General features: G+C 71.3%; 19 protein-coding genes and 1 tRNA gene. 6 read left to right on the top strand and 14 right to left on the bottom strand.

Features of this window, described 5'->3' with window-relative positions; translation table 11 throughout:
* Nucleotide 1: 1 nt before the first annotated feature.
* The 3 genes from AC0665_RS01050 (at nt 2) to AC0665_RS01040 (ending at nt 3,555) form a co-directional block, all read left to right on the top strand.
* Nucleotides 2-1,468, top strand: a complete 1,467-nt coding sequence (locus tag AC0665_RS01050; protein ID WP_478704205.1) for an ATP-binding protein — start codon at nt 2-4, stop codon at nt 1,466-1,468.
* Nucleotides 1,469-1,943: 475 nt separating this feature from the next.
* Nucleotides 1,944-2,129, top strand: a complete 186-nt coding sequence (locus AC0665_RS01045; RefSeq protein ID WP_308884014.1) for a helix-turn-helix transcriptional regulator — start codon at nt 1,944-1,946, stop codon at nt 2,127-2,129.
* Nucleotides 2,130-2,187: 58 nt separating this feature from the next.
* A complete protein-coding gene (locus tag AC0665_RS01040) occupies nt 2,188-3,555 on the top strand; it encodes a tyrosine-type recombinase/integrase (protein ID WP_478704204.1) in 1,368 nt (455 codons plus the stop codon).
* Between the two features lie 164 nt (nt 3,556-3,719).
* On the opposite strand, the gene AC0665_RS01035 is transcribed toward AC0665_RS01040, so the two are convergent.
* Nucleotides 3,720-3,801 (bottom strand) — tRNA-Tyr (locus AC0665_RS01035).
* 220 nt (nt 3,802-4,021) lie between these two features.
* Here AC0665_RS01035 and AC0665_RS01030 point away from each other — a divergent pair.
* Complete coding sequence (locus tag AC0665_RS01030; RefSeq protein WP_033309004.1) at nt 4,022-4,510, top strand: YajQ family cyclic di-GMP-binding protein; 489 nt, start codon at nt 4,022-4,024, stop codon at nt 4,508-4,510.
* A 97-nt stretch (nt 4,511-4,607) separates the two neighbouring features.
* Here AC0665_RS01030 and AC0665_RS01025 read toward each other — a convergent pair whose 3' ends face one another.
* Nucleotides 4,608-4,874: a GlsB/YeaQ/YmgE family stress response membrane protein gene (locus AC0665_RS01025; protein WP_363121035.1), complete on the bottom strand. Its 267-nt coding sequence runs from the start codon at nt 4,872-4,874 to the stop codon at nt 4,608-4,610.
* Between the two features lie 190 nt (nt 4,875-5,064).
* On the opposite strand from AC0665_RS01025, the gene AC0665_RS01020 reads away from it, so the two are divergent.
* Nucleotides 5,065-6,324, top strand: coding sequence for an APC family permease (locus AC0665_RS01020; RefSeq protein WP_478704203.1), 1,260 nt, complete (start codon nt 5,065-5,067; stop codon nt 6,322-6,324).
* A 363-nt stretch (nt 6,325-6,687) separates the two neighbouring features.
* Here AC0665_RS01020 and AC0665_RS01015 read toward each other — a convergent pair whose 3' ends face one another.
* From AC0665_RS01015 to AC0665_RS00960, 12 genes are all read right to left on the bottom strand, one after another.
* On the bottom strand, nt 6,688-7,080 hold the full coding sequence (locus AC0665_RS01015) for a YccF domain-containing protein (RefSeq protein ID WP_363121033.1): 393 nt from the start codon (nt 7,078-7,080) through the stop codon (nt 6,688-6,690).
* Nucleotides 7,077-7,940 (bottom strand): zinc metalloprotease HtpX, encoded by an 864-nt coding sequence (htpX, locus tag AC0665_RS01010; protein ID WP_478605242.1) that lies wholly within the window; start codon nt 7,938-7,940, stop codon nt 7,077-7,079. The genes AC0665_RS01015 and htpX overlap by 4 nt, the downstream gene beginning before the upstream one ends.
* 254 nt (nt 7,941-8,194) lie before the next feature.
* Nucleotides 8,195-9,718, bottom strand: a complete 1,524-nt coding sequence (locus AC0665_RS01005; RefSeq protein WP_468406578.1) for an NADH-quinone oxidoreductase subunit N — start codon at nt 9,716-9,718, stop codon at nt 8,195-8,197.
* Nucleotides 9,715-11,289, bottom strand: coding sequence for a complex I subunit 4 family protein (locus AC0665_RS01000; RefSeq protein WP_478605246.1), 1,575 nt, complete (start codon nt 11,287-11,289; stop codon nt 9,715-9,717). Before AC0665_RS01000 ends, AC0665_RS01005 begins: the two co-directional genes overlap by 4 nt.
* A gap of 6 nt (nt 11,290-11,295) precedes the next feature.
* Nucleotides 11,296-13,290 carry an NADH-quinone oxidoreductase subunit 5 family protein gene (locus AC0665_RS00995; protein ID WP_478605249.1) on the bottom strand — a complete coding sequence of 665 codons (1,995 nt, stop codon included), beginning with the start codon at nt 13,288-13,290 and terminating at the stop codon, nt 11,296-11,298.
* A complete protein-coding gene (nuoK, locus tag AC0665_RS00990) occupies nt 13,287-13,694 on the bottom strand; it encodes an NADH-quinone oxidoreductase subunit NuoK (protein WP_363121028.1) in 408 nt (135 codons plus the stop codon). Before nuoK ends, AC0665_RS00995 begins: the two co-directional genes overlap by 4 nt.
* A complete protein-coding gene (locus AC0665_RS00985; RefSeq protein WP_478605252.1) occupies nt 13,694-14,332 on the bottom strand; it encodes an NADH-quinone oxidoreductase subunit J family protein in 639 nt (212 codons plus the stop codon). The genes nuoK and AC0665_RS00985 overlap by 1 nt, the downstream gene beginning before the upstream one ends.
* A complete protein-coding gene (locus AC0665_RS00980; RefSeq protein ID WP_363121026.1) occupies nt 14,329-14,994 on the bottom strand; it encodes a 4Fe-4S binding protein in 666 nt (221 codons plus the stop codon). Before AC0665_RS00980 ends, AC0665_RS00985 begins: the two co-directional genes overlap by 4 nt.
* 2 nt (nt 14,995-14,996) lie before the next feature.
* Nucleotides 14,997-15,965 (bottom strand): complex I subunit 1/NuoH family protein, encoded by a 969-nt coding sequence (locus tag AC0665_RS00975; protein WP_468635440.1) that lies wholly within the window; start codon nt 15,963-15,965, stop codon nt 14,997-14,999.
* A complete protein-coding gene (locus AC0665_RS00970) occupies nt 15,962-17,707 on the bottom strand; it encodes an NADH-quinone oxidoreductase subunit C (protein WP_478704202.1) in 1,746 nt (581 codons plus the stop codon). Before AC0665_RS00970 ends, AC0665_RS00975 begins: the two co-directional genes overlap by 4 nt.
* Complete coding sequence (locus AC0665_RS00965) at nt 17,704-18,327, bottom strand: NADH-quinone oxidoreductase subunit B (RefSeq protein WP_478704201.1); 624 nt, start codon at nt 18,325-18,327, stop codon at nt 17,704-17,706. Before AC0665_RS00965 ends, AC0665_RS00970 begins: the two co-directional genes overlap by 4 nt.
* Nucleotides 18,318-18,725, bottom strand: a complete 408-nt coding sequence (locus AC0665_RS00960; RefSeq protein ID WP_030234112.1) for an NADH-quinone oxidoreductase subunit A — start codon at nt 18,723-18,725, stop codon at nt 18,318-18,320. The genes AC0665_RS00965 and AC0665_RS00960 overlap by 10 nt, the downstream gene beginning before the upstream one ends.
* A 222-nt stretch (nt 18,726-18,947) precedes the next feature.
* Between AC0665_RS00960 and AC0665_RS00955 the strand changes: the two genes are divergently transcribed.
* Nucleotides 18,948-20,171: a sensor histidine kinase gene (locus tag AC0665_RS00955; protein ID WP_478507450.1), complete on the top strand. Its 1,224-nt coding sequence runs from the start codon at nt 18,948-18,950 to the stop codon at nt 20,169-20,171.
* The last annotated feature ends 263 nt before the right edge of the window (nt 20,172-20,434 follow it).

The raw sequence follows: 20,434 nt of genomic DNA, 5'->3' as shown, positions 1-20,434 counted from the left end.
AATGTCCGACGACGACAAGAACCCTGCCCGCGAAGTCATCACCGACTACGCGCAATCGCACTTCCGGTACTTCCGCACCGCCGACGGGACCGTGTACGCGCAGCGCAACGGCCACCCCGTGGCCCGCCCGATCCGCTCGCAGGGCACCACGGGCAGCCACCGGCAGGAACTCATGGTCGGACTGTTCAAGGACGGCATCGGCGTGTTCAACGGCACCGCCATGAAAGAGGCGCTCGACCTGATCGAGGCACTCGCGCTGACCGAAGACGTGCAGCCCGTGCACATCCGCGTCGCCCCCGGATTCGACGGGGCCACGTGGCTCGACCTCGGGCGCAGCGACGGGCAGTCCGTGCGTATCCACCCCACCGGATGGGACATCGCCACCCCAGACCCGCGGGAGGTGTGCTGGCGCCGTACCCAACTCACCGGGGAACTTCCCCTGCCGGTCAAGGACACCGACGGCAAGGGCATCGATCTGCTGATGCGTCTATGCAACTTCGCGACCGCGGAGACGGAGTGCCTGGCCATCGCCTGGCTCATCGGCTGCCTGGGGCCGACGGTGCCCGTCCCGGCCCCGTTCCTCACCGGACCGCAAGGGGCGGGCAAGTCCACTGGTGGGCGGATGCTCGTGCGGATCATCGAGGGCATGAGCGGCGACCTGCGCCGGGCACCGAAGGATGAGGAGAACCTGATCACGGCCGTGGCGGCCGGTTGGGTCACTGCCCTGGACAACCTCTCTCACATGACCCCGGAGCTATCGGATGCGATGTGCTGCATCGTCACCGGGGCCGAGAACGTCAAACGTGCCCTGTTCACCGACGGGGACGTCTTCCGCATCGGCTACCGCCGCCCCTTGCTGCTAACCGGCATTGACGTCGGCGTGATCCGGCCCGACCTTGCAGAACGGCTGTTGCCCCTGCGGCTGGAACGCCCCCGCGTCCGGCGCACTGAGGCGGAACTGTGGTCGGACTTCGCAGAGGTGCTGCCCGTCATCCTCGGCTCGCTCCTGGACCTCACCGTGCAGGTGCGCGCGGCTAAGGCGGACATCCCGACCGACCTGCGGATGGCGGACTTCGCGCACCTGTGTGCGCAGTTCGACGCGGCCACCGGTCTGGGGGCGCTCGCCGCCTACCGGGCCAGCCTGGACGACCTCAACGACGACGTCATTGAAGGCGACTTGCTGGCGCAGACCGTGCTCAAGCACGCCGCCGGCATCGACCCGGGCACCGAGCAGCGGATGACGTCGGCCGAGTGGCTGCACTGCCTCACCGGCCTATACACGGGCGAGGACTTCCGTCCCCTGCCTAAAGGGTGGCCGACCACCGGCAAGGTGCTTTCAGACCGCCTCAAGCGCCTTCAGCCCACCCTCGCCGCCCGGGGCGTCCTCATCGACTGGGGCCGCACCAAAACGTCCCGCTACATCGAGATCGCACGGCCGTCCGCCGCACCCGACCGGCACGAGCAATGAGCGGCTTTCTGACCGTGCGGCACCACGGCTGCCCGGACAAGCAAGAGGAGCACCCGTCGCCGCGTGCTCCTCTTGCTGTTCGGCGGCAGCGCCGCCCTGCGATGGTCGCGCCGCGAAGCGGCCCCTCCTTCACTCTCTGAGCTGCGCACCACAACAGACACCCCCCTCTTGTCCGAAGTAGAGAGACCCTGCGTCACCTGCGTCACCCACACCCCGCAAACGGGCTGCGACCTGCTGAAAGAGCGGTGACGCAGACGGCACCGTTCTGCGTCATCCTGCGTCACCTGCGTCACCCGGTGACGGAGGTCTACGTCACCGGGTGACACACCCTCAGGTTCCTGCGTCACCCCGAAACCGCAGGTCAGGGGCGCGAATGACGCAGATGACGCGGGTGACGCAGAGATCCGCACCTCGGACACACGCGGACCCGCTTCCCTTCACCCTGCCCGCTGAACTCTCCGAAGGAGTCCCTGCCTTGGCCCGCCCCAAGATGCTCAAGCTCCCCGAAGTCCTCGAAGAGATCGAGATGAGCCGCGCCGCCTTCTACCGCATGCGCGCCCGAGGCAAGGCCCCCAAGCTCATCAAGCTCCCGAACGGGCATATCCGGTGTCGCCGTAGCGACCTGGACGCCTGGTGGGCCACGCACGAAATCGCAGCCTGATCTCTGACCGCACCACGGGGCCCCGCCATGGCGGGGCCCTTTCGTAGGAAGGCCCTCGATGGGGAAGACGTACGACGTTCGGATCTGGTCCGTCCGCCAGCGGAAGGATCGTGGACAGACCTCCGCAGAGTTGCGCTGGAAGACGGGCGAGACGCCTCACTCGCAGACGTTCCGCACCAAGACACTGGCAGAGGGCCGACGCGCTGAGCTGCTGCGCGCGGCGCACGCCGGTGAGCCGTTCGACGAGTCCACCGGAGCACCGCTCTCTGAGCTGCGGCAGCGCAACGACGTGAGTTGGTACCAGCACGCCCGCGAGTACATCGAGATGAAATGGCAGTACTCACCCGGCTCCACACGCCGCACGCTCGCGGAAGCAATGGCCACCGTTACGCCCGCTCTCGTCAGGGACACCAAAGGCATGGCTGATGCCCAGACGGTACGGACGGCTCTCTATAGCTGGGCATTCAACGTGAGCCGCCGCGACCAGGACCCGCCCGACGAGGTGGCCGCCGTGCTGGCATGGTTCGAACGGAAATCCCTGCCCACGTCCGCGCTGGCCGACCGTATGCAGGTACGCGCCGCCCTGGACGCCTTGACCAAGAAACTGGACGGCACCACGGCGGCGGCGTCGACCATCCGCCGGAAGCGGGCCATCTTTCACAACGCTCTCGGCTACGCCGTAGACGCCGGACGCCTGACGGACAACCCCCTGCCACAGGTGCAGTGGAAATCTCCGGAGCAAGTAGCGGAGGAACTGGACCCCGCCTCAGTGCCGGACCCCCGACAGGCTCTCGCCCTGCTCGATGCCGTGCGTACGCAGAGCCCCCGTGGGCGACGCCTGGTGGCGTTCTTCGGCTGCATGTACTACGCGGCGGCGCGGCCTGCGGAAGTCATCGGCCTCCGTCTCCAGGACTGCGACCTGCCCCGCCGGGGGTGGGGCATTCTGCGCCTCCGGGAGACTCGTCCGCGCTCAGGGGCGGCCTGGACGGACAGCGGTGAGGCGCACGATCGGCGAGGGCTCAAGCACCGGCCCCGGAAAGCAGTCCGCACCGTTCCGATCCCGCCCGATCTCGTGAACCTGCTGCGGTGGCACGTCACGGCATACGGAGTTGCCCCAGACGGGCGGCTATTTCGGACGCAACGCGGCGGGCTCATCCAGGACACCGGATACGGCGAGGTGTGGGCGGAAGCCCGTGCGCGCGCTCTCACGCCCGCTCAGTGCGCGTCACTGCTGGCGAAGCGTCCGTATGATCTTCGCCACGCCGCCGTGTCCACGTGGCTCAGTTCCGGGGTGGAACCGCAGGAGGTAGCCGCGCGCGCCGGCCACAGCGTGGCCGTGCTGTTCCGGGTGTACGCGAAGTGCCTGGACGGCGGCGCCGCCACAGCGAACGCCCGGATCGAGCGGGCGCTAAGGAACGGCAGCTAGGAGGGTCGGAAGCTGCCCCACGCCTGCCCCACACGGACTGGTCAGCACCCGAATCAGGGTGAGACAGGCTGGGAAAAAGCACCCATAACGATCAGGTCGGGTCCGTGAACGCCGAAAGGGCCTGCGATCAGCATTGCTGCTGGTCACAGACCCTTTCGGTCCTGTGGCGGCGCCAGGATTCGAACCTGGGAAGGCTGAGCCGGCAGATTTACAGTCTGCTCCCTTTGGCCGCTCGGGCACACCGCCGGGGTGGCTGCTCGTCACGCCGCTCTTCGGCGGCGCTCCGTGGCAACGACGTAAACAATACCTGATGCCGAGGGGTGCTTCGCCACCCGATTGATCGGCGCTCGGGGGGCCGGGGGTGGCTAGGCTGGTCCGGATGCGGCCCCGGACCCGAACGGGCCCTGCGGCCGCCCCCATACGCCGGTACGCACGATACGCACCCCGATACAAGGAGCCACAGGACATGGCCGACTCCAGTTTCGACATCGTCTCGAAGGTCGAGCGGCAGGAGGTCGACAACGCACTCAACCAGGCCGCCAAGGAGATCTCGCAGCGCTACGACTTCAAGGGCGTGGGCGCCTCGATCTCGTGGTCCGGTGAGCAGATCCTCATGGAGGCGAACTCCGAGGACCGGGTGAAGGCCATCCTCGACGTCTTCCAGTCCAAGCTGATCAAGCGGGGCATCTCGCTGAAGGCTCTGGACGCGGGCGAGCCCCAGCTCTCCGGCAAGGAGTACAAGATCTTCTCGTCGATCAAGGAGGGCATCTCCCAGGAGAACGCGAAGAAGGTGGCGAAGACCATCCGCGACGAGGGCCCCAAGGGCGTGAAGGCCCAGGTGCAGGGCGAGGAGCTGCGGGTCAGCTCCAAGAGCCGTGACGATCTGCAGGCCGTCATCACCCTGCTGAAGGGCAAGGACTTCGACTTCGCGATGCAGTTCGTGAACTACCGGTAGTCCGGCCCCGGGCTCCCGCCCGCACGGCTACGGGGAAGGGTGGGCCCCCGCGGGTGCCCGCCCTTGTCCTTCACCGGCCGCGGTCGGCACGGCCCAGTCAGTCGCGTGAGTGACCGAACAGCAGGCGGTAGACGATCAGGAGGACGAGCGATCCACCGATCGCCGCTGCCCAGGTCGCACCGTCGTAGAAGTCCTTGGTGATCGGGTGGTCCATCCAGCGGGACGATATCCAGCCGCCGATGAACGCGCCCGCGATACCGATCAGGGTCGTGCCGATGAGACCACCCGGGTCGCGTCCGGGAAGCAGGAACTTCGCGATCGCCCCGGCCAGCAGTCCGAGGATGATCCAGCTGATGACGGTCATGCCGTGAACCTGCCCTTTCACGCTGTGCCCGCGCTGTCCCGGCCCTGTGATCTCGCTCCCCGAGGACCGACCCGAGCGTCGTGCGTCGGGCGTCTCCCGTGCGGCGTCCTTGCCGCGCGTTCACGCCCTCTTGGTGGGGATGACGTCTGGGCTCCACCCGCCGGTTGCGTCGGTCAATAGGGTGCGACGCATGACAACACCCCGTTCCGGACTGCGCCGCACCCTTGGTGTGGGTGACGCCGTCGTCATCGGACTCGGCTCGATGGTGGGAGCCGGGATCTTCGCCGCGCTCGGGCCCGCGGCGCACGCGGCCGGCTCGGGGCTCCTCCTGGGGCTCGCCGTCGCCGCGGTGGTCGCGTACTGCAACGCCATGTCGTCGGCCCGCCTCGCCGCGATGTATCCGGCCTCGGGCGGCACGTACGTGTACGGGCGGGAGCGGCTCGGGGAGTTCTGGGGTTACCTCGCGGGCTGGTCGTTCGTGGTCGGGAAGACGGCTTCCTGTGCGGCGATGGCGCTGACCGTCGGCACCTACCTCTGGCCGGGGCAGGCGCACGCGGTGGCGGTCGGGGCCGTGGTGGCGCTGACCGCGGTGAACTACGGCGGTGTGCAGAAGTCCGCGTGGCTGACGCGGGTCATCGTGGCGCTGGTCCTGGCTGTCCTCGCTTCCGTGGTGGTCGTGTGTCTGGCCTCCGGTGAGGCGGATGCCGGGCGGCTGGACGTCGGGGCCTCGGGCGGTGCGGACGGGGTGCTCCAGGCGGCCGGTCTGTTGTTCTTCGCGTTCGCCGGGTACGCCCGGATCGCCACCCTCGGCGAGGAGGTGCGGGATCCGGCGCGCACCATCCCGCGCGCGATCCCGCTGGCGCTGGGCATCACGCTGGTGGTGTACGCGTGTGTGGCGATGGCGGTCCTTTCGGTACTCGGGTCGGGTGGTCTCGGGGACGCGACGGCACCGCTGGCCGACGCGGTCCGGACGGCAGGGGCGCCCGGGCTCGTGCCGGTGGTGCGGGTCGGTGCGGCCGTGGCCGCGATGGGGTCGCTGCTCGCACTGATCCTCGGGGTGTCGCGGACGACGCTGGCCATGGCCCGGGACCGGCATCTGCCGCCGGCCCTGGCGGCGGTGCATCCCCGCTTCCAGGTGCCGCACCGGGCGGAGCTGGCCGTGGGTGCGGTGGTTGCGGTCCTGGCCGCCACGGTGGACGTCCGGGGCGCGATCGGGTTCTCCTCCTTCGGTGTGCTGGCGTACTACGCCGTGGCCAACGCGTCGGCGTGGACTCTGTCTTCGGCACCGGCTGCGCGGGTGGTGCCGGTGGTCGGGCTGGTCGGCTGCGCGGTACTGGCGTTCTCGCTGCCCGGGGTGTCGGTGGCCGTGGGCGCGGGGGTGTTGGTGGTGGGGGCCCTCGCGTACGCCCTGCGGCGGTGGGTGAAGGCCCGGCCCGGCAGGAGGGAGTAGGGGCAGGGCGGCCTACAGGGTGGTGGTCGGGGCACGCGGCCTACCGGGCGGCGGTGAGAGGTGGGGCCGGTCCCCTTCTCAGCCGAGCTTTCCTCTGGCTCGGGGCTCTCGGGGACTTTCACCGGAGCGGCCCGTATGCGGCGCGACAGGTCAGCCCTCGGACACGAAAGGCGGGCGGCCTGCCGGGGGTTACGCCCTGGCGCAGCGGGCCGCCTCCCGGATCGTCGGGGGTCGGTCGTCACTCGGGTCGGCAACTGCTCGGTCGCGGTCATGGGTTCATCATGCGGGCCGCCGCCGACAGCCGCGCGAACCTGTGGACAACGCCCGGTCTGTGGAAAACGAGGAGGGAGGTGCCTCCCTCCGTCAGCGCACCGCGAACGGCTCGTCGGTCCGCACGATGTCCCGGCCGAGCGGGAGCAGCGAGACCGGGATGAGCTTGAAGTTGGCGATGCCCAGCGGGATGCCGATGATCGTGACGCACAGGGCGATGCCGGTGGCGATGTGGCCGAGGGCGAGCCACCAGCCCGCGAGCACGAGCCACAGCACGTTGCCCACGCAGGACGGGGCGCCCGCGTCACGGCGCTCGACCGTCGTGTACCCGAAGGGCCACAGGGCGTAGACGCCGATGCGGAAGGCAGCGATGCCGAACGGGATGCCGATGATGGTGACGCACAGGAGCAGGCCCGCGAGCATGTAGGCCAGGAACAGCCAGAAGCCGCTCAGCACGAGCCATATGACGTTGAGTATGGTCCTCACTGGTTCCCACCTGCCATCTTCTCGAGCCGGGCGATGCGTTCCGCCATCGGCGGGTGTGTGGAGAACATCTTGGAGAGGCCCTGGCCGGGCCGGAACGGGTTCGCGATCATCATGTGGCTGGCGGTCTCGATGCGCGGCTCCGGGGGCAGCGGGAGCTGTTTGGTGCCGAGTTCGAGCTTGCGCAGGGCGCTGGCCAGGGCGAGCGGGTCGCCGGTGAGCTGCGCGCCCGAGGCGTCCGCCTGGTACTCCCGGGAGCGGCTGATGGCCAGTTGGATGAGCGAGGCGGCGAGCGGGCCCAGGAGCATGATGAGCAGCATGCCGAGCAGGCCGGGGCCGTCGTCGTCGTCCGAGCGCCCGATCGGGATCAGCCAGGCGAAGTTGACCAGGAACATGATGACCGAGGCGAGGGCGCCGGCCACCGACGAGATGAGGATGTCGCGGTTGTAGACGTGGCTGAGCTCGTGGCCGATGACGCCGCGCAGCTCACGCTCGTCCAGCAGGCGCAGGATGCCGTCGGTGCAGCACACCGCGGCGTTGCGTGGGTTGCGGCCCGTGGCGAAGGCGTTGGGTGCCTCCGTCGGGGAGATGTACAGGCGTGGCATCGGCTGGCGGGCCTGGGTGGAGAGTTCGCGGACCATGCGAAAGAGCGCGGGGGCCTCGAACTCGCTCACCGGGCGGGCGCGCATGGCGCGCAGGGCCAGCTTGTCGCTGTTCCAGTACGCGTACGCGTTGGTGGCCAATGCGACCACGACGGCGATGACGAGCCCCATGCGGCCGAAGAAGCTGCCGATGACGATGATGAGTGCGGACAGTCCTCCGAGGAGGATCGCTGTCCTGAGCCCGTTGTGCCGGCGGTGCACGGTGCGCCCTCCAAGTGGTGCGGCAGGGGGACCTTTGCTTGCTGAATCTGCGGTGCCACTGGGCCGCGCTTTCACGTCCAGTGGACCCTCCCGTACTGGTCAACGCCAGGCGGGAGGCTCTAGTTCCCTGGCGCGCACGGCGGCGCGTGTGGGCCGTCCGGGTGACGGCTCCGGGAAGCGGCACGCGCGCGTGGGGGCGGGTGCCCCACGCGCGCGTGGTGTAAGCGGCCGGATTCCGGGGAAGCCCGGCCTCTTCAGAAGAGGCCGGTGTCGGTGAAGCGCAGGATCAGCTGGGGTGCGCCGGACAGGGCGATGCCGAGGACGCCGGTGAGGGCGATGGCGGCGGTGACGGGGCCGGGGACGCGATGCCTGCCGGGTTCGCCCTCGGGGGCCCGGAAGAGCAGGGCGGTCCACTGGAGGTAGTAGAACAGCGCGACGACGACGTTGACGGCCATGATCACGGCCAGCCAGCCGAGGCCGGCGTCGACGGCGGCCGAGAAGACGGTGACCTTGGCGAAGAGGCCGATGATGCCCGGCGGCAGTCCGGCGAGGCAGAGCAGGAAGAACGCCAGGAGCAGCGCGGACATCGGGCTCGACGCGTAGAGGCCGCGGTAGTCGGCGACACGGTTGAGGGACTTCGTGCGGCCGACCAGCGCGGCCACGGCGAAGGCGCCCAGGTTCACGGCGCCGTACATCAGGGCGTAGGCGACGGTGGAGCCGATCGACTTCTCGGCGTCCTCGGAGTAGGCCGCGGCGGCGATCGGCACCAGGAGGTAGCCGGCCTGGCCGACGGAGGACCAGGCGAGCAAGCGTACCGCGCTGTACGCGCGCGTGGTCTGCTGCCGCAGGGCTCCGGCGTTGCCCACCGTCATGGTGAGCGCGGCCAGGACCGCCAGGGCGGGGCCCCAGACGTCGGCGTACGACGGGAGGGCCACGACGGTGACGAGGATCAGGCCGCTGAAGCCGACGGCCTTGCCGACGACCGACAGATAGGCCGCGATCGGCAGGGGCGCCCCGACGTAGGTGTCGGGCACCCAGAAGTGGAAGGGCACGGCGGCCGTCTTGAAGGCGAAGCCGACGAGGGTGAGGACGACGCCGGCCTGCGCGAGGGTGTGGAACTGCCCGTCGACGTGCTGGACACGGTCGGCGACCTGGGTGAGGTAGAGGGTGCCGGTGGTCGCGTACACGAAGCTGATGCCCATGAGGCTGACCGCGGTCGCCGTGACCGAGGACAGGAAGAACTTCAGGGCCGCCTCGGAGGACTTCCGGTCGCCGTACCTGAGGCCGACCAGCGCGAACGCGGGCAGGGACGCGACCTCCAGGGCGACGATCAGGGTCGCGAGGTCGCGGGAGGCGGGCAGCAGGGCGGCGCCGGCAGCGGAGGACAGCAGCAGGAACCAGTACTCGCCTTCGGGGAGCTGCTTGCGGGCGTCCTTCAGGGCGGTGACGGACAGGAGGGCGGCGAGGAGGGCGCCGCCGAGCACCAGGAACTGGATGACCAGGGTGAAGCGGTCGGCGGTGTAGCTGCACACGGTGGCGTCACCGGCCAGGCAGAAGGTGCCGCGATCGCCGTCGAGCAGCGGGAGCAGCAGGGCCGTGGCGGCGGCCAGGCCCGCGACCGACGTCCAGCCGAGCACGGCCTTGCGGTGCTCGGCGACGAACAGGTCGGCGACCAGGACGACGAGTCCGACGACCGCCGCGAGGGTGGGCGGTGCGATCGCGAGCCAGTCGACGGACTGGACCAGCGACGCGGCCAGGGACGGGGCCGGGGAGCTCATCGGGTGCCTCCTGCGAGGAGCTGCTGGACGGCCGGGTCGCTCAGGCCGAGCAGGGCCTTGGGCCACAGGCCCGCGACGACGGTGAGGACGACGAGCGGCGTCCACGCCGCGAACTCGTAGGAGCGGACGTCGGCGAGCCGGGGGGTGTCCTGCGGCAGGGCGCCCATGCAGACGCGGCGGACCACGATCAGCAGGTAGGCGGCCGTGAGCAGGGTGCCGAACGCGCCGATCGCCATGAAGGTGAGGAAGGCGGGGCGGCTGAGGCCCTCGGCGGGCCGGAACGCGCCGAACAGGGCCAGCATCTCGCCCCAGAACCCGGCCAGGCCCGGCAGCCCGAGCGAGGCGACGGCGGCGAAGGCGAGCAGGCCGCCGAGGCGCGGGGCCTTGCCGTACAGGGCGGCGCCGGTCTCCTCGGCGAGAGTGTCGAGGTCGGTGGTGCCGGTGCGGTCCTTCAGCGCTCCGACCAGGAAGAACAGCAGGCCGGTGATGAGGCCGTGGGCGATGTTGGCGAACAGGGCGCCGTTCACGCCGGTCGGGGTCATCGTCGAGATGCCGAGCAGGACGAAGCCCATGTGGCCGACGGAGGAGTAGGCGATGAGCCGCTTGAGGTCGCCCTTCGCGCCCTGTCTGGCGAGGGCCAGGCAGGCCAGCGATCCGTAGACGATGCCGACGACGGCGAGGGCGGCGAGGTAGGGCGCGAAGGTGCGGAATCCGTCCGGTGCGACGGGGAGCAGGATCCGGACGAATCCGTACGTACCCATCTTGAGCAGGACACCGGCCAGCAGGACCGAGCCGACGGTCGGGGCGGCGGTGTGGGCGTCGGGCAGCCAGCTGTGCAGCGGCCACATCGGTGTCTTCACGGCGAGCCCGAGCCCGATCGCCAAAACGGCGATGACCTGCACGGATGTGGTCAGGGACCGGCCGTTGTCAGTGGCGAGTGCCATCATGTCGAACGTGCCCGCCTTGATTCCGATCAGGAGCAGGCCGAGCAGCATGACCACGGAGCCGAGCAGCGTGTAGAGGATGAACCGCCACGCGGCCTGGCCGCGGCCCTCACCGCCCCAGCGGGCGATGAGGAAGTACATCGGGATGAGGACCATCTCGAAGGCGAGGAAGAACAGCAGCAGGTCGAGGACGGCGAAGGTTGCCAGCGTGCCGGACTCGAGGACGAGCAGCAGGGCGACGAAAGCCTTCGGAGTCGGGCCTTCGGGCATTTTGAAGTACGAGTAGAGCGCGCAGAGGAAGGTCAGCAGCGCGGTCAGGACCAGAAGGGGGAGGGAGATGCCGTCGATGCCGAGGTGGATGCGCACGTCGAGTGCGGGGATCCAGCTGATGTCCGTGCCGGCCTGCATCGTCGACGGCTGGTCGTGGTCGAAGCCGAGCGCGAGGACGATCGCCGCGATGAGGACCGCGCCGGTGACGGTGACGCCGTGCCGGAGCACGGCCTGCTCGGGTGACTTCCCCTTCAGTCCGGGCGGGGCGGGCAGGAGAGCCGCGGCGGCGCCGAGGAGCGGGCCGACGACGACGAACGCCAGAAGGAACTGCATCACGGACTCGTTGATATCGATCACGCCTGCTCACGCTCCCGTGGCGACGAGGACGACGGCCACCGCGAGGACGACGGTGCCGGCGAGCAGCGCGCTCACATAGGTCTGGACGTTGCCGGTCTGGGCGCGCCGTACGGCGGCGCCGAGCCAGCGGGGCAGCGCACCCGCACCGCGCACGTAGGTCTCGACGACCTCGCGGTCGAGGAACCGGACGAGGCTCGCGCCGGCCTGGACGGGGCGAACGAAGAGGGCCGTGTACAGGGCGTCCAGGTGGAAGCCGGCGGCGGCGTGCCGGTGCAGGGGGCCGAGCAGCAGCCGTCCGGGGTCCGCGGGGTCCGGCGCGTAGGCGATGTCCCCATAGGCCAGCTCGTGGGCGGCGATGGCTTCGGCCTCGACTTGGGCGGCGTCGCCCCGGGGGTGGGCGGCGACGGCGCCGAGCGGGACGCGGGCGGTGAGCGCGGTGGTGTGCCGCCAGGCGGCGTAGGTGACGATGCCGCCGATCAGGGCCACGCCCGTGCCGAGCACGGAGGTGGTCAGGGTCGGGGCGAGGTCGCGGCCGTCGAACCAGTCGGGCAGCAGGCGGAAGGCGAACCCGCCGAGGGCCAGGGAGGGGACGGCCAGCACCCACAGCACGACGGTCATCGTCAGCGGCTGCCGTCCGTGGTCGGGGGCTTCCACGCCCCGGCCCCGGAAGGCCAGCAGCCACATGCGCATCGCGTAGGCGGCGGTGAGCACGGCGGTGAGCAGACCGGCGACGAGGACGATCCAGCCCGCGGCGGCGGGTGCGTGCTCGGTGTGTCCGGTGACGACGTGCTCGGCGACGCCGAGGACGGCCTCCTTGGAGAAGAAGCCGCTGAAGGGCGGGATCGCGGCGAGCGCGAGCAGCGCCACGGTCATCGTCCAGTAGGCGTCGGGGACGCGGTCGCGCAGGTTGCCCATGCGAGACATGGCGGCCAGCGAGTTGGTGCCGGCGGCGTGGATGATCACGCCGGCCGCGAGGAACAGCAGCGCCTTGAAGGCGCCGTGCGACAGGAGGTGGAAGACGGCGGCACCACGGTCGCCGACGGCGAGGGCACCGGTCATGTAGCCGAGCTGGCCGATCGTCGAGTAGGCGAGGACGCGCTTGATGTCGTCCTGCGCGAGTGCGGCGAGGGCCGAGCCGGCCATGGTGACGGCGGCCATGACGGCCATGACCACCATCGCGGCCTGGGAGGCCTCGAAGACCGGGAGGAGACGGGCGATGAAGTAGACACCGGCGGCGACCATCGTCGCGGCGTGGATCAGCGCGGAGACGGGGGTCGGGCCCGCCATCGCGTCGGGGAGCCAGGTGTGCAGCGGGAACTGCGCCGACTTGCCCGCCACGCCCGCGAGGAGCAGCAGGGCGATCAGCGTCGGGTGGTCGAGCCCGCCGCTCGCGACGGTGCCGAGGATCCGGGTGATGCGGAAGGACCCGGCGTCGCCGGCCAGGGCGAACAGGCCGATGAGGAAGGGGACGTCGCCGAGCTTGGTGACCAGGAAGGCCTTGAGGGAGGCGGCGCGGGCCTCGGGGGTCTCCCAGTAGTGGCCGACGAGGAAGTAGGAGCAGATGCCCATGACTTCCCAGCCGACCAGCAGCACCATCAGGTCGCCGGAGTAGACGACCAGGAGCATCGCGGAGGTGAACAGCGACACGAGCGCGGCGTAGGAGGGGTAGCGCGGGTCGTCGCGCAGGTAGCCCGTCGAGTAGATCTGCACGCAGGTGGCGACGAGGCCGACGAGGACGGCGACGAGGGCGGCGAAGCCGTCGATGTGCAGGGCCAGTTCGATCGGGACCGAGCCGGTGGGGGTGAGTTCCGTGGCCGAGGAGATGGCCGCGTCGCCGCCCTGGCGCGAGGCGACCAGCGCGGCGAGCACCAGGGAGGTGAGCGTCGGCAGGACGGCGAGCGGGCGGACGAAGCCGGGGGCCGTGCGGCCGAGGAGCAGGCCGGCGGCGGCGCCGAGGAACGGAAGGAGGGGGACGAGGACGGCGAGGGTGGTCGTGGTCACGCGGTGGCCTCAGCCTTCTGGGCCTCGTCGGTCGGGCCGGCCGTGCGGGCGTCGTGGCCGGGCCCGTCGGTGCCGTCGGGGTCGTGCCGTTCGGCGGTGTCGCGGAGCTTGTCGATGTCCGCGGTGCCGCGGTTGCGGTGGACGGCGAGGACGATCGCCAGGCCGATGCCGATCTCGGCGGCGGCGATGGCGATGGTGAACAGGGTCAGGGCCTGGCCGGAGTGCAGGGTCTCCTCGGCGGTCTTGCTGAGCCAGACGTCGAAGGCGACCAGGTTGAGGTTGACGGCGTTGAGCATCAGCTCGACGGACATCAGGACCAGGATCGCGTTGCGGCGGGCGAGGACGCCGTACAGGCCCGTGCAGAAGAGGAGGGCGGAGAGCACGGCGGGATAGGCGAGGTGCATCAGCGTGCCCCTTCCGTGTCGCGCCGGGTGTCGGCGCCGCCCGGGGTGGTGGCCTCGGCCTTGGCCTTGCGGGACAGGACGATCGCGCCGACCAGGGCGGCGAGGAGGAGGACGGAGAGGGCCTCGAAGGGGAGGACCCAGTTCTGGAAGAGGCTCGCGCCGGTCACCTCGGTGGACCCGGCGGCGGGACCGTCCAGGTCGATCCAGGTCGCGCGGAAGGCGTCGACCACGACCCAGACCAGGGCGGCCGCCGCGGCGACGGCCACGGTGAGGGCGGCCCAGCGGTTGCCCGAGTCGGCGTCCGGGGAGCGGCCGATGGGGGCCCTGGTGAGCATCAGGCCGAACAGGAGGAGGACGACGACGGAGCCGACGTAGATGAGGACCTGCACCCAGGCGATGAACTCGGCGGTGAGCAGGAGGTACTCGACGGCCAGGCCACCGAGGGCGACGACCAGCCACAGGGCGGCGTGCACCAGTTGGCGGGTGGTGACGGTGACGAGCGCGGCGCCGAGGGTGACCAGTCCGACGAGGAGGAAGGCGATCTCGACGCCGGTCGGGGAGAGGAAGCCGCGGGTGTCGGCGGCGGCCCCGTTGGCCGGGCCGACCGCGAGGAGAGCGGCGGTCGTGGCGAGGGTCATTCCGAGCCCTCCTGTCCCGGCGACTGCCGTCCCGGCTTCGGCTGGTCGGTCTGCTGCTTGGAGTCGCCCTGCGGGCGGGTGGGCTGTTCGGCGGCGCGGGCCTGCTCGTCGGCGTGCGGTGTGGTGGCCGGCGGGGTCTGCTGGGCGGCCAGTTTGTCGGCGGCCTTGCGGGCGGCGGCGAGTTCCTTCGGTTCCTCCGCGCCGGGGTCTAGGGCGGGCGGGGCCGGGACGGTCCACATCCACTCGCGGAGTTTGTCGCGCTCGTGGGTGAGGTCGCGGATGTCGGTCTCGGCGTACTCGAACTCGGGCGACCAGAACAGGGCGTCGAAAGGACAGACCTCGATGCAGATACCGCAGTACATGCACAGGGAGAAGTCGATGGCGAAGCGGTCGAGGACGTTGCGGCTGCGTTCGCGTCCGCCCGGGGTCGCCGCGGGGACCGTCTCCTTGTGGGAGTCGATGTAGATGCACCAGTCCGGGCACTCACGGGCGCACAGCATGCAGACCGTGCAGTTCTCCTCGAACAGGCCGATCACACCGCGGGAGCGGGGCGGCAGCTCGGGCTGGGCGTCCGGGTACTGCGCGGTGACGGACTTCTTCGTCATCGTGCGGAGGGTGACGGCCAGGCCCTTGGCCAGGCCACTTCCTGGGATCGGGGCCATGGTTACTGGATCACCACCTTGACGATTCCGGTGAGGGCGATCTGGGCGAGGGAGAGGGGCACGAGGAGGGTCCAGGAGAGTCTCTGCAGCTGGTCCTCGCGCAGGCGGGGGTACGTCACGCGCAGCCAGATCACGAGGAACGCGAGGACGGCGGTCTTCAGCAGGGTCCAGACCCAGCCGAGGCCGTCGGCGCCCCAGGGGCCGTGCCAGCCGCCCAGGAAGAGGACGGTGGTCAGACCGCACAGGACGACGATCCCGGCGTACTCGGCGAGGAGGAAGAGGGCGAAGCGGAGGCCGGTGTACTCGGTGTACGCGCCGAAGATGATCTCGGAGTCGGCGACGGGCATGTCGAAGGGCGGGCGCTGGAGTTCGGCGAGGCCGGCCACGAAGAAGACGATCGCGCCGACGATCTGCCAGGGCAGCCACCACCACTCGAAGGCGTCGAGGATGCCGGGGAGGGAGACGGTGCCGGCCGCCATCGCCACCGAGGCGGCGGTCAGGAGCATTGGCAGTTCGTAGGCGAGAAGCTGGGCGGCGGTGCGCAGGCCGCCGAGCAGGGAGAACTTGTTCGCGGACGCCCAGCCGGCCATGAGGGAGCCGAGGACGCCGACGCCCATGACGGCCAGCACGAAGAAGACGCCCGCGTCGATGACCTGGCCGACGGCTCCCTCGCCGGGGCCGACGGGGATCGCCAGCAGGACGAGGAGGTAGGGCAGGAGGGCGACGGCCGGGGCGAGTTGGAAGACACGGCGGTCGGCGCCCGCGGGGACGATGTCCTCCTTCTGCGCGAACTTCACGCCGTCGGCGACCAGCTGGGCCCAGCCGTGGAAGCCGCCGGCGTACATGGGGCCGAGGCGGCCCTGCATGTGGGCCATCACCTTGTGTTCGGTCTGGCCGATGACCAGGGGGAGGGTGAGGAACACGACGAAGACGATCAGGAGTCGCAGGGCGACGTCGAGCACGTCGTTCACTGCGGGCCTCCCTCGGGGTCCTCGGAGGTGGTGTTCGGGGTGTCGGGGGCGTCGGGGGTGTCGGCAGTCTTGGTGGGCTCGGCGCCGTCGTCCGTGGGCTCGGGGATCTCCGACCCGTCCGGTGCGTTGGGGGACGGTGGTCGATCCGTCTCCGGCGACGGTTCGGGTGCCGGTTCGTCGAAGGCCGGGCGGGCGTGGTGCCAGGGGGCGTCCGAGCTGCGCGGGGCGCTGCGGGGACGGCTGTCGCCGGGTGTGGACGCGGTGGGCCGGCTCGGGCCGTCTTCCGGGTCGGGGGTTGCGGAGTCGGGGCGGTGGGTCGGGGGTGCCGGGGTTGCGGGAGTGGCTGGAGCCGTCGAGGTTGCGGAGGTTGCAGGGGTGCCCGATGTTGTCGGGGCGTCCGAGGTTGCCGGGGCCGTGGGCTGCTGGCTTGCCGAGCCCTGCGACGCCGTGCGGTTGCGGCGCGGCCGGGGCGAAGCGGGCGCGGGCTGACCGGCTTCCTCTGCGGCAGGCGCCTGGCCAGACGTCGGCCGGCTCGCCGAGCCCGGAACAGACGCTTCGCTGGACGCCGACTGACCAGCCGACCCCGCGGCAGGCGCCTCACCCGACGGGGCGACGGAGTGGTCCGGGGCCGCGGAGGTCGGGGCGGGCGACTCCCCCTGCGGGGACTGGCTCGCCGAGCCCTCTGATGCCGAGCGGGTGCGGCGCGGCCGGGGCGAAGCGGGGGCGGGCCGCTCGCCGGGCGCGGGCTGACCAGCACGGCTGGACGAAGCCGCGGCAGGCGCCTCACCCGACGGGGCGACGGAGTGGTCCGGGGCCGCGGAGGTCGGGGCGGGCGACTCCCCCTGCGGGGACTGGCTCGCCGAGCCCTCCGACACCGAGCGGTTGCGGCGCGGCCGGGGCGAAGCGGGGGCGGGCCGCTCGCCGGGCGCGGGCTGACCAGCACGGCTGGACGAAGCCGCGGCAGGCGCCTCACCCGACGGGGCGACGGAGTGGTCCGGGGCCGCCGAGGTCGGGGCGGGCGACTCCCCCTGCGGGGACTGGCTCGCCGAGCCCTCTGATGCCGAGCGGGTGCGGCGTGGAGGGCGTTCTCCGGCCGGGCGGGCCGCGGCTCGGGCCGGGCGGTCGGCCGCCGTGCGGGTCGCGCCGCGGGCCGGGCGGGCGGGGGCAGGGGGGAGTTGGCCCTTCAGGGGGCCCCATTCGTTGGGGTCGGGGACGCCGGGCGGGAGCATCTGGCGGCGCTTGGGGCCGCCGTGTTCCGACTCGCCCGGTTCCTTCGCGCCGGGCCACGCCTTGGCGACGCGGGCGGCCAGGACGAAGTCCTTGCGCAGGGGGTGGCCCTCGAAGTTCTCGGGCAGGAGGAGGTGGTCCAGCGCCGGGTGGCCCTCGAAGACGATGCCGAACATCTCGTGCGTCTCGCGCTCGTGCCAGGCCGCGCCCGCGTACACGTCGATCGCCGAGGGCAGGGCGGGGGCCTCGTGCGGCACGGTCGTGCGCAGGAGGAGCCGCCGTACCGGGGAGAGCGCGGCGACGTGGGCGGCGACGAGGAAGCCGGTGCCCGGTTCGTCGACCGCGCTCAGCCAGTCGAAGTAGGTGCACCCGAGCCGGTCGCGGGCGGTCTCCAGGGCGGTGATCCAGGCAGCCGGCGGGACGTCGACCGTCAGGACCTCGTAGGACTCCTCGGCGGTGGCGTCGGGACCGAAGAGGTCCTCGGCGCCGGCGGGCAGCCAGCCGACGGCGGTCATCGTCCCTCCCCCGGCGAGTCGGTGCCCGCGGTGGGGGCGGGCGGCTGCACCAGACCGCTTTGCAGGGCCGCTGTGGAGGGACGGCCGGCGCCGGTGCCGTACCGCTCCCCCAGCGACTCGCGGGCGATCTTCTCCTGGAGCTTGAGGATGCCCTGGAGCAGCGCCTCCGGACGGGGCGGGCAGCCGGGGACGTAGACGTCGACGGGGATGATCTGGTCGACGCCCTTGGTGACGGAGTAGGAGTCCCAGTAGGGGCCGCCGCAGTTGCTGCACGCGCCGAAGGAGATGACGTACTTCGGTTCCGGCATCTGCTCGTAGAGGCGCTTGACCGCCGGGGCCATCTTGTCCGTGACCGTGCCGGAGACCACCATCAGGTCGGCCTGGCGCGGGCCCGGCGCGAAGGGGATGACGCCGAGCCGGATGAAGTCGTGGCGGGCCATCGACGCGGCGATGAACTCGATCGCGCAGCAGGCGAGGCCGAAGTTGAAGACCCAGAGCGAGTAGCGGCGGCCCCAGTTGAGGACGACCTTCATCGGCTCGGGGGCGAGGCGGGCCAGGGCGCCCAGCCGCTTGGGCTCGGGCAGCGGTACGGGCTCGGACACCGAGGGGTTCACGTCCATGCCAGGACGCCCTTCTTGTACGCGTAGAGCAGGCCCACGGCCAGGAAGCCGAGGAAGATGAACATCTCGACCAGGGTCGCGGCGCCGTAGCCGGGGGCGGCGAAGACGGTCGCCCAGGGGAACAGGAAGATCGAGTCGACGGCGAAGATCACGTAGAGGAAGGCGTACACGTAGTAGCGGACCTGCGTGTGGGCCCAGCCCTCTCCGACGGGGTCGACGCCGCACTCGTACGTGAGGAGCTTCTCCGGGGTGGGGACGACGGGTCGCAGCAGGCGGCCGGCCCCGAAGGCGACGGCGACGAACAGCACACCCACCACGGCGAGCAGTCCGACGACCGAATAGGACTGGAAGTAGTCCGCCGCGACGACGGTCGTGGTGACGACGGTCGGTTCCGGCACGTCCGTCCCTCGCTCCCTGAAACTCGGACCTGGATCCTGCGCGACGCCGCGGCTCACCAGGACGCCGCCGTTCGACGATCTGTACGCACGGGAGTCTAGGCCCTGATAAAGGCAGGGTAAGCAGCCCGTCACCGCCCGGGACAGGGGGGTGGGGTTTTCCTCAGTGGATCCTGGCGGCCCACCTCATGGCGCGGCCGCCCGCCGCCCGGCACGCTAACGCATATGACCCAACGCATCCCGTCCCAGGGCACGACGGCGACCCGGCAGGACGCCGGGCCGGACGACCGTCCGCCGCCCGCCCGGCTCGCCTTCGACCGGCACACCTGGAAAGAGATCGCGCACCTGCTGGCCAACCTGCCGGTCGCGCTGCTCGGTTTCACCTACGTCGTGACGGTGCTGTTCACCGGTTTCGGGCTGACCGTCACGGTGGTCGGGTTCCCGCTGCTCGCCGCCGGGCTCATGGGCGCGCGGCAGTTGGGCAGGATGGAGCGGGCGCGGGCCAGGGCGCTGCTCGGGGTGCGGGTGGACGAGCCGAGCCGGCTGCGGCTGCGCGGCGCGGGCGGGTTCTTCCAGCGGCTGTGGATGCAGTTGAAGGACCCGGTGGGCTGGCGCACGATCCTCTACGAGTTCATCCGGCTGCCGTGGGGTGTCCTCACGTTCACCGTCACGCTGACCTCGCTGTTCGTGCTGTGGCCGGTGCTGCCGTTCATCGCCCGGGGGCTGACCAACGCCGACCGGGCCATGGTGCGGGCCCTGCTGTCGCCCTCCGACGAGCTGGAGCGGCGGATCGCCGAGCTGGAGTCGGACCGGGGGGTCGTGGTGGACACGGCGGCGGCCGACCTGCGGCGCATCGAGCGGGATCTGCACGACGGGGCACAGGCCCGGCTGGTCAATCTGGCCATGGGGCTCGGTCTGGCCAAGGAGAAGGTGCTGGAGGATCCCGACGCGGCGGCGGCGATGGTCGAGGAGGCGCACGGTGAGGTGAAGCTGGCGCTCCAGGAGCTGCGGGACCTGGCGCGCGGGATCCACCCGGCGGTCCTGACCGACCGCGGGCTCGACGCGGCCCTGTCGTCGGTGGCCTCGCGCTGCACGGTGCCGGTGAAGGTGACGGTCGATCTGCCGGAGCGGCCGGCCGCGGCCATCGAGGGGATCGCCTACTTCACCGTCTCCGAGCTGCTGCAGAACGTCAGCAAGCACAGTGGGGCGAAGGCGGCCTCGGTGGAGGTGTGGCGGACGGACACCCGGCTGCTCATCCAGGTGTGGGACGACGGGGTCGGCGGCGCGAGCCTCGACGGCGGGACGGGGATGAAGGGCCTGGCGGACCGGCTGGACGCGGTCGACGGTCTGTTCGTCCTGGAGTCGCCCCTGGGCGGCCCGACCACGGTCACGGCGGAACTGCCCTGGCGCCACCGCGACGACGCGGCCGACGGCACGGGCGTGCGCTAGACGACGGGCCGGCGCGGGCCGAGACGGCCCGCGCCACCCGCTCCGGCCTGCCCCACAGGGCACATCGGGCCGGCGCCCCCGCCCGAAACGGCCCGCGCCGAACCCCGGGCCTGCCCGCTGGCCCGCTGGACCGCGGCCCCGCCCGACCGAAGCGCGCCGGGCGGCAAGCCCCGATGAACGGCCCCCCGTCGACCCCGGCCTGCCCCACAGGGCACACCGGGCCGCCGCCCCGTCCGACCGGAGCACGCCGGGCGGCAAGGCCC

Source organism: Streptomyces sp. NPDC043685, assembly GCF_056436585.1.
This window is presented reverse-complemented; position numbering and strand designations above follow the sequence as displayed.